The sequence below is a fragment of the Klebsiella sp. OBRC7 genome, assembly GCF_000293135.1.
Classification (GTDB): Bacteria; Pseudomonadota; Gammaproteobacteria; order Enterobacterales; family Enterobacteriaceae; genus Klebsiella; species Klebsiella michiganensis.
The window spans coordinates 1-13,111 of record NZ_ALNJ01000110.1 but is presented as its reverse complement, the minus strand read 5'-3'; the positions used below and the strand labels follow the sequence as shown (position 1 = coordinate 13,111).

15 protein-coding genes and 3 pseudogenes are annotated in these 13,111 nt (G+C 58.4%); 16 read left to right on the top strand and 2 right to left on the bottom strand.

Translation table 11 applies throughout. From position 1 onward, the window contains the following. Positions 1 to 350 (bottom strand): ISL3 family transposase (locus HMPREF1144_RS31950; RefSeq protein WP_009652803.1); only part of this gene is annotated, 350 nt, incomplete at its 3' end. A 254-nt stretch (positions 351 to 604) separates the two neighbouring features. Here HMPREF1144_RS31950 and HMPREF1144_RS33375 point away from each other — a divergent pair. The 12 genes from HMPREF1144_RS33375 (at position 605) to HMPREF1144_RS22600 (ending at position 8,495) form a co-directional block, all read left to right on the top strand. Then, complete coding sequence (locus tag HMPREF1144_RS33375; RefSeq protein ID WP_009654052.1) at positions 605 to 835, top strand: hypothetical protein; 231 nt, start codon at positions 605 to 607, stop codon at positions 833 to 835. Positions 836 to 1,404: 569 nt separating this feature from the next. Beyond that, positions 1,405 to 2,085: a DNA methylase gene (locus HMPREF1144_RS22650; protein ID WP_009654059.1), complete on the top strand. Its 681-nt coding sequence runs from the start codon at positions 1,405 to 1,407 to the stop codon at positions 2,083 to 2,085. Then, on the top strand, positions 2,085 to 2,306 hold the full coding sequence (locus HMPREF1144_RS22645) for a hypothetical protein (protein WP_009654049.1): 222 nt from the start codon (positions 2,085 to 2,087) through the stop codon (positions 2,304 to 2,306). The genes HMPREF1144_RS22650 and HMPREF1144_RS22645 overlap by 1 nt, the downstream gene beginning before the upstream one ends. Before the next feature lie 44 nt (positions 2,307 to 2,350). Continuing rightward, positions 2,351 to 2,770, top strand: coding sequence for a DUF1380 family protein (locus HMPREF1144_RS22640; protein WP_009654055.1), 420 nt, complete (start codon positions 2,351 to 2,353; stop codon positions 2,768 to 2,770). Positions 2,771 to 2,823: 53 nt separating this feature from the next. Continuing rightward, on the top strand, positions 2,824 to 3,609 hold the full coding sequence (locus HMPREF1144_RS22635) for a hypothetical protein (protein ID WP_009654051.1): 786 nt from the start codon (positions 2,824 to 2,826) through the stop codon (positions 3,607 to 3,609). A 402-nt stretch (positions 3,610 to 4,011) separates the two neighbouring features. Then, positions 4,012 to 4,440: an antirestriction protein gene (locus HMPREF1144_RS22630; RefSeq protein WP_009654048.1), complete on the top strand. Its 429-nt coding sequence runs from the start codon at positions 4,012 to 4,014 to the stop codon at positions 4,438 to 4,440. Between the two features lie 77 nt (positions 4,441 to 4,517). Further along, positions 4,518 to 4,709 (top strand): hypothetical protein, encoded by a 192-nt coding sequence (locus tag HMPREF1144_RS22625; RefSeq protein ID WP_009654046.1) that lies wholly within the window; start codon positions 4,518 to 4,520, stop codon positions 4,707 to 4,709. A gap of 184 nt (positions 4,710 to 4,893) precedes the next feature. Next, the gene (locus HMPREF1144_RS22620) at positions 4,894 to 5,139 is read left to right on the top strand and encodes a DNA polymerase III subunit theta (RefSeq protein WP_009654058.1); all 246 of its coding nucleotides are present in this window, start codon (positions 4,894 to 4,896) and stop codon (positions 5,137 to 5,139) included. Between the two features lie 28 nt (positions 5,140 to 5,167). Continuing rightward, positions 5,168 to 5,485, top strand: coding sequence for a hypothetical protein (locus HMPREF1144_RS22615; protein ID WP_032736880.1), 318 nt, complete (start codon positions 5,168 to 5,170; stop codon positions 5,483 to 5,485). Positions 5,486 to 6,219: 734 nt separating this feature from the next. After that, complete coding sequence (locus HMPREF1144_RS22610) at positions 6,220 to 6,450, top strand: hypothetical protein (RefSeq protein ID WP_009654063.1); 231 nt, start codon at positions 6,220 to 6,222, stop codon at positions 6,448 to 6,450. Positions 6,451 to 6,500: 50 nt separating this feature from the next. Continuing rightward, on the top strand, positions 6,501 to 7,883 hold the full coding sequence (locus HMPREF1144_RS22605) for a DUF3560 domain-containing protein (protein WP_009654056.1): 1,383 nt from the start codon (positions 6,501 to 6,503) through the stop codon (positions 7,881 to 7,883). 48 nt (positions 7,884 to 7,931) lie between these two features. Next, the gene (locus HMPREF1144_RS22600) at positions 7,932 to 8,495 is read left to right on the top strand and encodes a class I SAM-dependent methyltransferase (protein WP_009654053.1); all 564 of its coding nucleotides are present in this window, start codon (positions 7,932 to 7,934) and stop codon (positions 8,493 to 8,495) included. Positions 8,496 to 8,768: 273 nt separating this feature from the next. Here the strand turns inward: HMPREF1144_RS22600 and HMPREF1144_RS22595 are convergent. Next, positions 8,769 to 9,012, bottom strand: a pseudogene (locus tag HMPREF1144_RS22595) (hypothetical protein); the annotation flags it as partial. 316 nt (positions 9,013 to 9,328) lie between these two features. Here HMPREF1144_RS22595 and ssb point away from each other — a divergent pair. The 4 genes and pseudogenes from ssb to HMPREF1144_RS22575 form a co-directional block, all read left to right on the top strand. Next, positions 9,329 to 9,877, top strand: a complete 549-nt coding sequence (gene ssb / locus HMPREF1144_RS22590) for a single-stranded DNA-binding protein (RefSeq protein WP_009654061.1) — start codon at positions 9,329 to 9,331, stop codon at positions 9,875 to 9,877. Between the two features lie 48 nt (positions 9,878 to 9,925). Further along, a complete protein-coding gene (locus HMPREF1144_RS22585; RefSeq protein ID WP_009654057.1) occupies positions 9,926 to 10,159 on the top strand; it encodes a DUF905 domain-containing protein in 234 nt (77 codons plus the stop codon). A 67-nt stretch (positions 10,160 to 10,226) separates the two neighbouring features. Continuing rightward, a pseudogene (locus HMPREF1144_RS22580) lies at positions 10,227 to 10,391 on the top strand (hypothetical protein); the annotation flags it as partial. Position 10,392: 1 nt separating this feature from the next. Next, positions 10,393 to 13,111, top strand: a pseudogene (locus tag HMPREF1144_RS22575) (AAA family ATPase); the annotation flags it as partial.

The following is a 13,111-nucleotide window of genomic DNA, read 5'->3' as shown; positions in this document are numbered from 1 at the left end:
CTGATTTTCAGCCATGAGAGCACGAACGATTCGAACAGCAGCGTATACCGGCTGCCAGGCCCTGCCCACGGTACAGGCAATGTCTGGCAGCCATGCTCCGGACACATAATGCGGGGAACATCGGCTTCGACAATGGTGGTGAACTGGCAGGTATCAAGATGGCGCCATTTACGATGACGGTGATCGTGAACAGAACAGGATTTACCGCAGGTCGGACAGGCTAACCGGGTGTTTTCAGCGATCCCAACAGTGACAGTAACAGAACCGGCATTTTCATCGAGAGAAAGGGACTTTACCTGCCACGGAGCGGACAGATTGAGAATATGAGCGTAGAGGGACTTTTCGTCCATGGCGGTGACCTCTGGCGATTAAATACACCATTATCATGCCTTCAGCCACCACAACAAGGGAAGACCCACATCTATACAGTAATTATTTTACCGGCTGCTTGTTTTTGCAAGCCTCTTTATGCCGTCCTACGCTAACCCCCTGCTGTGATGGCGAAAAAAGTGTCATGCCACAAAAAACCATGCGAGAGCGGCGCCGACCCCGGATATTCTGTAATATACTAATATCAAATGAATTTATTCCCTAAGAGGTCTTTATGTCTCCCGGCTTCAGAAATGTTCTCCGGTTTGCCGGCGTCCCGGTCGACAGCAGTGAACCTGTACGCAGAAAATACGGCAGTCGACTGATTGGCATTGTCACCGTGTGCCTGCTTCCGCTTCTGGTGTTCGACGTACCGCTGTGGATCTTCGTGTTGTCGCAGGTTATCTGGGGGGCGGGCGTTTATATCGGCCTGTCCCTGGTTGGAGACAAGCCCCGGCCACGCTGATATTCTTTTCACTCTGGTCAAAAAAAGAACAGGTGACGCGACGCCTGCCTGACGGCTCTTCTCCGCCACCTGCCTCCAGGTTATCCACAGAGTTAAACAGACGCTTTGTGGATAGCTGGTTCCCGACAGTTTCTTCTGCCGTTCACCCGTTAGCCTGTGCGTCCGCTGCCGCACGGTGCCAGTGTGCCGCGTCCGGTGTACCACGGAACGGGACGCAAGCCCGGTACTTCAGAAAATAATGATGTCGCGCTGCTCCGCATCGATGCCGCGCCTGGCGCGGGGATAGTCACTGCCCGGAGCCAGTGTGCCGCGCCCGGGCGGACACGGGACGGGCGGCTTTTCCGCTCCTGTCCGGCGTCGTTGTGATTTTACGCCATCCACTCGCCTTTTGAGGAGCGCCCTTCAAGCCGCTTTCGCGGCATAGCCTTGCCGTCGGAAGGCCTGACGGCTGCGGTATTCCACGGTCAGCTTGACCCGTTACCGGTCGCGGCGTACAGGCTCCGGGCAGCAGGGAACGGACGTCGTACCGACGTCCTCCTGGGTGCCCCCTGTCACCACGAGGTATCCCTATGTCCCGTTTTATCCTGGGTAACTGTATCGATATTATGGGCGGCTTTCCCGATCGCGCCGTCGATTTCATTCTGACCGATCCCCCGTACCTGGTCGGCTTCCGTGACCGCTCCGGCCGCACCCTTGCCGGTGACAAAACCGACGAGTGGCTCCAGCCTGCCTGCAATCAGATGTACCGCGTACTCAAAAAAGACGCGCTGATGGTCAGTTTTTACGGCTGGAACCGCGTCGATCGTTTTATGGCCGCGTGGAAAACCGCCGGGTTCAGCGTGGTCGGGCATCTGGTGTTCACCAAAACTTACTCGTCCAAATCCGCCTATGTCGGCTACCGCCATGAATGCGCCTATATCCTGGCTAAAGGTCGTCCGCCGCTACCGCAGGACCCGCTGCCGGACGTGCTGGGCTGGAAATACAGCGGCAACCGCCACCACCCGACCGAAAAACCCGTGACCAGCCTGCAACCTCTGATCGAGAGCTTCACACACCCGAACGCCATTGTTCTCGATCCGTTTGCCGGTTCAGGCTCCACCTGCGTGGCAGCCCTCCGGTCAGGGCGCCGTTACATCGGTATTGAACTGATGGAGCAGTACCACAAAGCCGGGATTGCCCGCCTGTCAGCGGTACAGCGCGCCATGCAGCGACCGGCCGCCAACGACGTCTTTTATCCGGAGGCCGCGTAATGAACTACGGCGGACACGAAGCCCTGCGCCGCGATATGGCCGGGCTGGCGAACAACCTGTGCGACCTGAAAACCACCCTCAATGTGCTGGAAGAAAAGTATCACTACCGGCATGACGGGCTGCCTGAACGACTGGCTGGCATGAGTCTGCGCCGTATCAGCGTACTGCTGGACAAGGCATTCAACATCGCCCTGATGCTGGATGAAAGTTTTCAGGACTGACCGCGGGCGGCGGTGCCGCCCCACAGAATCAACGGAGAAAAAAGATGTACGGAACCTGTGAAACCCTCTGCCGGTTGCTGAATGAGCAATATCCCGCAGAAACCCCGCTTAACCTGATTGTCTGGTCCCCGGAGGATATCGAAGCGCTGGCCGACGGGATGGAATGTGTCGTTTCTGAACAGGACATAAAGGCGGTGCTGGAGCGCATGGACGGCATATCGGAAGACCAGCGGCTTGAGTCGGGTGTGTCTGCCGGTGCGGTGATGGACCTGATCGATGAGGTGAAAGAGGCCGCTCCGGGAGTCCTGGTGCCGGCTGACCTGCTCGAAACCCTGCTGACGACCGCCGAACAGGCGTTATGGCACAGGGAATGGGCCGCCCGGGATGATAACCATCCGGTGCCGGAAAGCGTGACCCGTCGCCTTTCTGATACGGCGAAAGTGCGCGCATTACTGAAAAACTGAAACCTGCACGCCGCCCGGGCGGCGTGTCATTAACCTGTTTCGAGGACGATACTATGCAGGAAACCACAACACTAAACGCCCTTGTGATGCGCCGCGCGCGTGATCTGATAGCTGATTATGGATGGCCTGACCATACCGATGTTGATCAGCGAGATCCGGTAAACAAACCAGGATGGATAAGCATTTATGTCCGTCTGGATGCGGCTGATATTGTTCACCTGCTTCCTTTACTCAGCGCCGGCGAAGGTGCCGCAGCGCTGCAAAGTGCGGTGACGAAAATGACCGGAACGGCTGCGCAGATTATTTTATCCGGCAGCCGCTATGCAGACGCGCCACAGCTGCCGGAGGACGGGACACAGATAACCTTTCCCTGGGCCGGGGAATGGCTGACGGAGCCGGAAATTGAGGCTGTAACAGATTGTCTGTTTCGTGCCGTCCGGAATATCTCCCGGCAGGTTCGGGAGGATACTCGCCGGATAGAGGCCGCGCTGACCACACGCGGGGAAACGCTGTTTTACCGGCAGACACGCAATTTCCGTCTGGTTGTGAAAGAAAATGATATGCCCTGCTGGCTGGACGAAGAGGACGACAATGTACCGGTGGTGCTGGATGCCATCCTGAACAAAGGCGCGCGCTACAGTGCCGTTGCGTTCTTTGTTATCAGCGACAAAGTGGATCAGACCCTGGCATGTGGGCAGATGTGCGATGTGTTACGGATGCAGGGAGAGCCTCCGCGCCGGTGGATGGATTTAACCCTGTTACATGAGGTCATGGCAGAAGCGCGCGCAGAAATCACCCTTGTCTGCAATGCCCTTTCAACAATCCGGTCAGTGTCGTGAACCGCCGGGGGGTGCGGCCCCCGGGATCATCCCTGAAGGATAAGGCTGTCGCCGGCTCCGCTTTTATGGCGGCCCCGTCCCTGCGTGACGTTGCCTGAGAGCTTTCCACTCTGTCAGTGCTGTGCGTATGCGGGCTGTGCCGTGCCTCCATCGTAGCCGGGCTGCCGTGAATGCAAGGGTTCGCTTCGCCGCTGCGGTCACCCGGTCCTTCCTTCCCGTCTGCCGGGATTTTCCGGTCGTTCGCCCGCTCAGGATTCACGGACTCACCCTGCAACTCCCGGCTGCCGTGTGCGTCAGGCTGCGGCTTCCCTTGCGCCCCTGCATTCCCGACTGATCGCCCGTCTGTTATGGAGGCACGGCACCGCCCGGTGTCGCAGTCCATGTGATTACGGAGGTTTTACCATGCAGTATGTGAAAACGCGCGCGGTCCTGAATGTTGAAGAGTCCGATCGGCTTTCCTTCCTGCCGTACATGTTCGGCAATGATTTTATGATCGCGGAATTACAGGTGTACGCCCTGGCGAAAAAACTGATGCCGGAGTATGAAGGCTGTTTCTGGTACTTCATACGGCTGCCGGAGGGTGGCGGCTACATGATGCCGGATTGTGGGCGCGTACATCTGGTTAACACGGAAAACTGGTTTGATCGTACCGTCAGTGCCGACGCGGCGGGCATTATTCTGACCAGTCTGGCAGTTAACCGTCGTCTGGCGGCCTGGCATGACTGCGGCAACCCGGCCCTGACTCACCTTTACATGCTGCGTGATGCCCAGCTCTGGAATCACATTACCTTTCACCCGGAATGCAACGCCATTTACGCCGCGCTGGACTGATTAACGATCCGGACGGCTTGTTTTCAGAAACTGAATAATACACGGCGGGGAAATCCCGCCGGTTAAGGATAATACCCATGAATATTGCGTCAGAATCCCGCGAAATACTGCGACAGTACAAAGCCCTGATAAATGCCCGCCGCCGTGATTCCGGTCAGCGGGAACTGACAACCGCGCAGGTCATGGATGAAATCTGCGAATATATGACCTGTCAGTGTGCCGTTTATCTCGGCGGTCATTTTATCTTACAGGGTGGAAAAGGACAGTAAGCTGGATGGCAGGCGTCGGGCAGGAGGGCGCCTGTCAGCCCGCGCGAAAACCTGGGCAGGCTGCGCCTGCCGGAGAGGCGTTTCGCCGCGCCTGCGGCGCCGCACACGCTCTCTCCGTTACTGGTCGATAAGGTCGACGAAAGGGTATACTCTCCGCTGAGTGGTTTCTTAACCGGTAATGCCGATGTCAAAGTGGAATATCGCCTCTTTCTCAAAAGAAGATCAGGACAAAGTCTCCGTCGATAAAGCGGCCGCTGCCGTCGCATGGCAGGAGCGTATGAACAAGCCTGTTGTGTCCGAACTCGCAGAGCGTGAACAGCCAGAGCATCTCCGTGAATATTTCCAGGAGAGGTTGCGTATTCACAGGCTGAACAGTCAGCAGCTGCCGCGCGCAAATGCACCTGAATATCAGAAGCCGGAAGAAAATTAAGGAGAGTGGGCCAGTGGAGGGAAAAAGTATGCGTATGTCAGTCATGTTTGCTGTTGTTGCGCTGTTTACCGGTATTAACCTTTTGTTTACCCCGTTTCAGCCTGTCCCCGCAGTATGGGGGGCAATCCTGGCCGTTGCTTTTGTCCTGATAAACGTCGTGGCGGATAAGATGCGTCTCTGGACTGGCGTTGCATGGATTATTGTTGCCGGCATCATCATGACGATGATGCTGAAGGGGAAAGATCCGGGTGACGAATTAAGAGTGGTGATTAACGTTTTTGCTTTCCTGAGTTCAGCCTGGTACAGCGTTGCGCTGTACCAAAAAGAAAAACATTTCCGTTCCTGACGTTCCCGTTTTCGCGGCGGGCGTCCGGGCGGGCTGTCATGCTTCGCACAGAGCCAGCTGCGCCGTCTCTGCCCGGCCCCTTCGGGGCTGCGGGTTTCCATCCCATGACGCAACGTCAACGGCAGGCTTACAGCCTCCGTTCCGGAGTCGCCGCCCTGTCGCGCCGTGGCCTGCGCTCCCTGCACCCCGTCGAAAAACAACGGCCGCCGGGCTGTAAGGGGCACCGCCGTTTCGCGTGCCGCGCTCCGACGTTGCGGCGGGTCCCGGCTCTGTTCCGCTCCTGGTGCATCACCCGTTTAAGCCCCTTTCGCCTGGGCTGAGACAACCACAACCCGCCTGGCTGTCCAGGGACGGCGTGGCCTTTCGCAATAAATTTTTCCCGGCCATTTCGCTTCGCGCCATTAGACCGAAAAAAATTTCCCGCTCACCCCGGACATCTGCACCGGGCCGTGCTCGTTGACGCCCTTGCGGCGAAGGTTCTCAAACGGGTGAAGTTTATACCATCGGGAATATCGCAGCCGGTTCCCGCAAACGTCAAAACCGCGGCTCCCGAAACTCAACGGGTGATGTTCTTTAAAAATCAGGAAAAAAACGATGCTGATTAAAGGAGGCAGAAGAAGCAGACAACGAACCGCAGAAATGAAAAAAGCAGGGTAGCCCCTGCTTGATCCACGCCGTACAAATCGCGCTAACGGTTTTTACGGCTTCATTAACTACCAGAAGGAGTTAACGTAATGAACATGACCATTCTTTCACCTTCCGCAGAGGCTGTAAAGCCCCGTCACCATCCGCGCATTTCCCGTGCCGAGATCCCCGCGCCGGAGATTGACCCCGCGTTAAAAGCTTTTGGCCGCCATATCGCCAGAAGTCACCGCAAGGGGCGCGGCGTTCATATCCCCGCGATGAAAAACGCCGCTTTCGGGCACGTGCTCCGCACGCTTGAACTGAAACGCGCATTTAACTGATGAGGTGAGCCGCCCCGTGAGGGGCGGCAACCGCAGGAAGGAGAAAAATCATGACTCAGGCTTTAGCACAGGCACTTAGTGCCGAAAACATCCCGCAGACCGATGCTGAAGAAGGTATCGGTCAGGTGTACCGGGGAACCTATTCCCCGGATGATAACAAGCTGCGGCTTTATGCCTCGCAGCGCCTCGATGAGGAAACGTATAAGAAGGTGCATGATGCGGGGTTCCGGTGGGCGCCGAAACAGGGGCTGTTTGTGGCGCCAGCCTGGACGCCGGGCCGGGAGGATGTATTAGTGTCCCTCGCCGGCGATATCGGGGACGAAGACAGCACGCTTTTTGACCGTCAGGAGCAACGCGCGGAACGCTTTAACGACTACAGCGATAAACGCGCCGGTGAATCTGAGCGGGAGCTTGCGCATGTCGATGCACTGGCATCGTCGATCCCCTTCGGTCAGCCGATCCTTGTTGGCCATCACAGCGAACGCCGCGCGCGCCGTGATGCACAGAAAATTGAAAACGGCATGAAACGCGCGGTGATGCTGTTCGAGCGCGCGGAATACTGGGAAGAACGCGCGCAGGCCTCACTAAGTCACGCGAAATACAAGGAGCGTCCGGATGTACGTTACCGGCGTATCAAAAAGCTCGAGGCGGAATTACGCAAGGCAGAAAAGAACATCGCCGGGGCGCAGAAATTTATGACGATGTGGCGTGGCGAAAAGCTCGATCTGAACATGGCGCGGCTTATCAGTAACTATGACCATATTTCGGCCTGTTTCTCGCTCGATAAATACCCTCGCCCGGCAGAGAGAAGCCAGTATGAAGGCCGGATGTCCCTGCATTCCGCGCTGGCAGAGGAAATCATTACCTTTGAACAGGCCCGCGAAATTGCGGTTCGTTGTCACGAACGCGCGATCCGCCATCAACAACGCTGGGTTAATCATTATCGCAACCGTCTGAGCTATGAGCGCGCCATGCTGGATGAAAGCGGCGGCGTTGTGACCCGCACGCATGAGTTTGAGCCAGGCGGTCAGGTGAAAAGCCGGGGCGAGTGGCTAACCATCATCCGCATCAACAAAAGCAATGGTCAGGTCAGCTCAGTGGAAACTCCGGGTTATCGCTTTCTCGGGTATGGGGGAACCATGAAACTGACCCCGGATCGCATCACCGACTATAAAGCCCCGTCAGCCGAAGAGGTCAGCACCGCGAAACAGGCTGCAAAACGTCCACCGATCGTCAACTATCCGGGGGAGGGATTCCGGGAGATGACAAAAGCCGAATGGGCCAAAATGCCGGGGGATTATAAGGCTGTCCGGGGCGTGGCCGAAAATGAGACGCACGGCGCGTACCGCTTCCGCCGCTGCATGACTCACGGTTGTACGCTGGTGAATGTCTATATCAGCGACATGAAAACGGTACAAATTCCGCAAAAATAACAGGCAGACTCCCCGGCAGGGTGCCGGGGAGCTCAGGGAGGTTGACTTATGCGCAGCGAACTCAGGGATCGCATCCGGACGATGCGGGCCAGGCTGGATGGCCGAACACCTGTTACAGAAATCCGGGCCAGTTCACAGCTGTTTGTCTCGCCCGATCCGCTCTGTCGTCGGCTGGTCAGTCTGGCGGAGGTGGTGGACTCTGATCATGTTCTGGAGCCCAGCGCCGGAACGGGCGCCATTCTACGGGCGGTCAGGGAAGGCGCGCCACGGGCACAGTGTGACGCCGTGGAGCTGAACGCGGATTTGGTCTGCCATCTCCGGGATCATTTCCCGGGCGTCAGCGTCTGGCTGGGTGATTTTCTGGAATACCGGCCGGAAAAGCACTACAGCAAAATTATCATGAATCCACCGTTTAACCATGCGCAGGATATCCGGCATATACAGCGGGCAGTGACGCTGCTGGCACCCGGCGGCGTGGTCACTGCGGTCTGTCTGAACGGGCCGCGACAACAATCCATACTGAAGCCGCTTGCTGATGTCTGGGAGCCATTGCCGCGAGGCACATTCACGTATACCGACGTTTCAACTGTTCTGCTCAGGATAGCTGCCTGAAAGCCGGTTAGCCCGGCGGGGGAGTGTGCCCCCGTCTGGCCGCGCCGGAAAAGGCCGCACGCCTGCGGCGCAGGAGGACCGGGCCGCGCTGACGCGCCGCCGGCTCTCCCTCTCCGCGTTCATCCTGTCCCTCTCTTCCTTCTGGTATTCTGGTTTACTGTTGTTCCTTTTTTCTTGTTCCGGATGAGCCGCTGATGGAGCGTGGTCATCCATCTGTTTCTGCCGGCTTTTCTTTTTGCTCTTCGTTTATTTCAGGTCCTGCAGTGGGCGTCCGGGCGGGCTGTCGTGAACGGAGCCAGCCAGGCTGTCTCCGCCCTGTCGGGCTTCCATCCCATGACGCAACGTCAACGGCAGGCTTGCAGCCTCCGTTCCGGAGGCGCCGCCCTGTCGCGCCGTGCCCTGCGCTCCCTGCACCCCGGCCAGTGACCGCCGGGCTGTAAGGGGCACCGCCGTTTCGCGTGCCGCGCCCCGACGTTGCGGCGGGTCCCTGCTCATTTCCTCTCCTGTGCCTTTTCACCGTTTAAGTCCCTTTCGCCGGGGCTGAGACAAGCACAACCCGCCTGGCTGTCCAGGGCCGGCGTGGCCTTTCGCAATAAATTTTTTCCGGCCATTTCGCTTCTCTCCATTAGACCGGAAAAAATTTCCCGCTCACCCCGGACAGCTGCACCGGGCCGTGCTCGTTGACGCCCTTGCGGCGAAGGTTCTCAAACGGGTGAAGGTCATACCTCCGGGAACAAAACAGCAGGTTCCCGCAAACGTCAAAACCGCGGCTTCCGGTAACTCAACGGATGATGGGGTTTTAAAAGCAAAACAACGGAGTAAGGAGAGTCATCATGGCAGCACGAGGCATCAATAAAGTCATTCTGGTTGGTCATCTGGGGCAGGACCCGGACGTGCGTTATATACCCAACGGGAGCGCGGTGGCCAACCTGACGCTGGCCACATCGGAAACATGGCGTGACAAACAGAGCGGGGAACTGCGCGAAAACACCGAATGGCACCGTGTGGTCATGTTCGGCAAGCTCGCGGAAGTGGCGGGGGAATACTTGCGTAAAGGCGCTCAGGTCTACATCGAGGGCCAGCTGCGCACCCGCAACTGGCAGGATGAGGCCGGAACCACACGCTATGTCACCGAGGTGCTGGTCGGGCAGAACGGCACGATGCAGATGCTGGGTGGGCGTCGTGAGGGCAGTTCGTCAGAGAGCGCCGTACCTCATCAGCCCGCACAGCCGCAGACTCCGGTACAACCTGCTGAACCCCCTGTGGCATCCCCGAAAGCGAAGGGCGGTAAAAAAGGCCGTCAGAGTGCCGCGCCGTCCCAGCAACCCCCGCAGCCGTCCCCGGATGATTACCCGCCGATGGATGACGATGCCCCGTTCTGATAACCCGTTTCAGGCCGGCCCTGCCCAGGTGGGGCCGAAAGGAGAGAGATGAGTATTTACGATAACGGTCCGTTACCGGATGACACCTTCACCAGAGCACAGGCTGAAGCGGTGGCGGCACAGTTTGAAAATGTCGCCATTGAAGACGATCAGGGTTCGCATTTTCGCCTGGTCGTTCGTCAGAACGGCGAAATGGTGTGGCGCGCATGGAATTTTGAAGCGGATGCCGGGAAATGGCTCAACCGTTATATCGAACGTTATGGCATCCGTAACACGCAATAAGCAGTAAGAGGTGCCGGACAGGGGGGCTGTCCGGCAGACAGTCATCAATATCAGAGAGGTATCAATTATGTCTGCAACAGAGTCTAAGGTAAAAACTGCACCAAAAACCAGCAAAAAATCGGTGAAACCTGCCGAAGCCGCCGCCCTGAAAGCGGCTCTCGATGCCGCGCCGATTGAGTATGTCCCGGTGACGGCACTGGTAAAATCTCCCCTGAACGTCAGGACCATCCCTTAACCGGTCTCGTGATTTTCTCGCCGGGGATGCCCGTCTGGTGGGGGAGATGGTCACCGGCAAGTCTGCCCTGCAGGACGGAACCGCGTTTATCCCTGGCGGGACGCTCATTGTGGATCAGGCAGAGAAGCTGAGTCTGAAAGAGACCCTTTCCCTGCTCGATGGCGCCATGCGCCATAACGTGCAGGTTCTGCTCTCCGACAGCGGCAAGCGTAGCGGAACCGGAAGCGCGCTGACCGTGCTGAAAGAGAGCGGGGTGAATACGTATCGCTGGCAGGGTGGAAATCAGACGACGGCAGACATCATCAGTGAACCAGACAAGGGCGCCCGCTACAGCCGTCTGGCGCAGGAGTTTGCTGTCAGTGTGCGTGAGGGGCAGGAAAGCGTGGCACAAATCAGCGGGGTGCGAGAACAGGGCGTACTCAATGGCATTATCCGTGAAGTCCTGAAAAATGAAGGTACGCTGGGGGCGAAGGAGATGACAGTCACTACCCTGACGCCGGTGTGGCTGGACAGCAAAAGCCGGGGCGTGCGCGACTATTACCGCGAAGGGATGGTGATGGAGCGGTGGGACCCGGAGACACGGAAGCATGACCGGTTTTTGATAGACCGGGTGACTGCGAGCAGCAATATGCTGACCCTCAGGGACAAAGAGGGGGAACGTCTGGACCTGAAAGTTTCGGCTGTCGACAGCCAGTGGTCGTTGTTCCGGGCCGATAAGCTACCGGTAGCGAGCGGAGAACGTCTGTCGGTGCTGGGGAAAATTCCTGAGACGCGGCTGAAAGGCGGCGAGAGCATCACGGTGCTGAACGCGGAGGCCGGGCAGCTGACGGTGCAGCGTCCCGGGCAGAAAACCACCCAGACCCTGGCGGTGGGCGCCGGGCCGTTCGACGGGATTAAAGTCGGGCACGGATGGGTGGAAAGTCCCGGCCGTTCGGTCAGCGAAACAGCGACCGTTTTTACCTCCCTGACGCAACGCGAGCTGGATAATGCCACGCTGAATCAGCTGGCGCAGAGCGGAAGCCATATCCGGCTGTACTCTGCACAGGATGCGGCCCGCACAACAGAGAAGCTGGCCAGGCATACCGCCTTCAGCGTGGTGTCTGAGCAGCTGAAGGCCCGTTCAGGCGAGACAGACCTGGATGCGGCCATCGCATTACAGAAAGCCGGGCTGCACACCCCGGCAGAGCAGGTCATTCACCTTTCCATTCCTTTGCTGGAAAGTGAGGAGCTGACTTTCACGCGCCCGCAACTGTTGGCCACCGCGCTGGAAACCGGCGGAGGTAAGGTTCCGATGACGGAGATAGACGCGACCATTCAGGCGCAGATTAAGGCTGGCAGTCTGCTGAATGTGCCTGTGGCCCCAGGCCACGGTAATGACCTGCTGATTTCCCGCCAGACCTGGGATGCAGAGAAAAGCATTCTGACAAAGGTGCTGGAAGGAAAAGAGGCCGTTGCACCCCTGATGGACAGTGTACCGGGAAGCCTGATGACGGACCTGACGTCAGGGCAGCGTGCTTCCACCCGGATGATACTGGAGACTACGGATCGGTTCACGGTGGTTCAGGGCTATGCCGGGGTGGGGAAAACCACCCAGCTCCGGGCGGTGACGGGAGCCATCAGCCTGCTGCCGGAAGCGACCCGGCCTCGGGTCATCGGTCTGGGGCCGACACACCGCGCCGTGGGGGAAATGCAGAGCGCCGGCGTGGATGCGCAGACTACCGCCTCGTTCCTGCATGACACGCAGCTCCTGCAGCGTAATGGTCAGACACCGGATTTCAGCAACACGCTGTTCCTGCTCGACGAGAGCTCAATGGTGGGGCTGGCCGATACCGCGAAGGCGCTCTCCCTGATTGCGGCCGGGGGAGGACGGGCGGTGCTCAGCGGCGATACCGACCAGCTGCAGTCCATTGCGCCGGGCCAGCCGTTCCGGCTGATGCAGCAGCGCAGTGCCGCCGACGTCGCCATTATGAAAGAGATTGTGCGCCAGGTACCTGAGTTGCGACCGGCGGTCTACAGCCTGATTGACCGGGACGTGAACCGCGCGCTGGCGACGATTGAGCAGATTACACCGGAACAGGTGCCGCGAAAAGACGGGGCCTGGGTGCCCGAAAACTCCGTGGTGGAGTTCACCCCCGCACAGGAGGAGACGATACAGAAAGCGCTGAACAAGGGTGAAAGTGTGCCGGCAGGTCAGCCCACCACGCTGTATGAGGCACTGGTGAAGGACTATGCCGACCGTACCCCGGAGGCGCAGTCACAGACGCTGATTATCACCCATCTGAATGATGACCGGCGGGTGCTGAACAGTCTGATTCATGACGCGAGGCGGGACAATGGTGAAGTGGGCAGAGAGGAAGTCACTCTGCCGGTACTGGTGACGAGCAACATCCGTGACGGAGAGCTGCGCAGACTGTCGACCTGGACGGCTCATAAGGGGGCCGTGGCCCTGGTCGACAATGTCTACCACCGTATCGGGAGCGTGGATAAGGAGAACCAGCTTATCACGCTGATGGATGGTGAAGGGAAAGAACGGCTTATTTCACCCCGGGAGGCGTTGGCTGAAGGTGTCACGCTCTACCGTGAGCAAGAGATTACAGTGTCTCAGGGGGACAAAATGCGCTTCAGCAAGAGTGACACGGAACGCGGCTATGTGGCCAACAGTGTGTGGGAGGTGAAATCCGTTTCAGGTGACAGTGTCACGCTGTCTGACGGCAAAA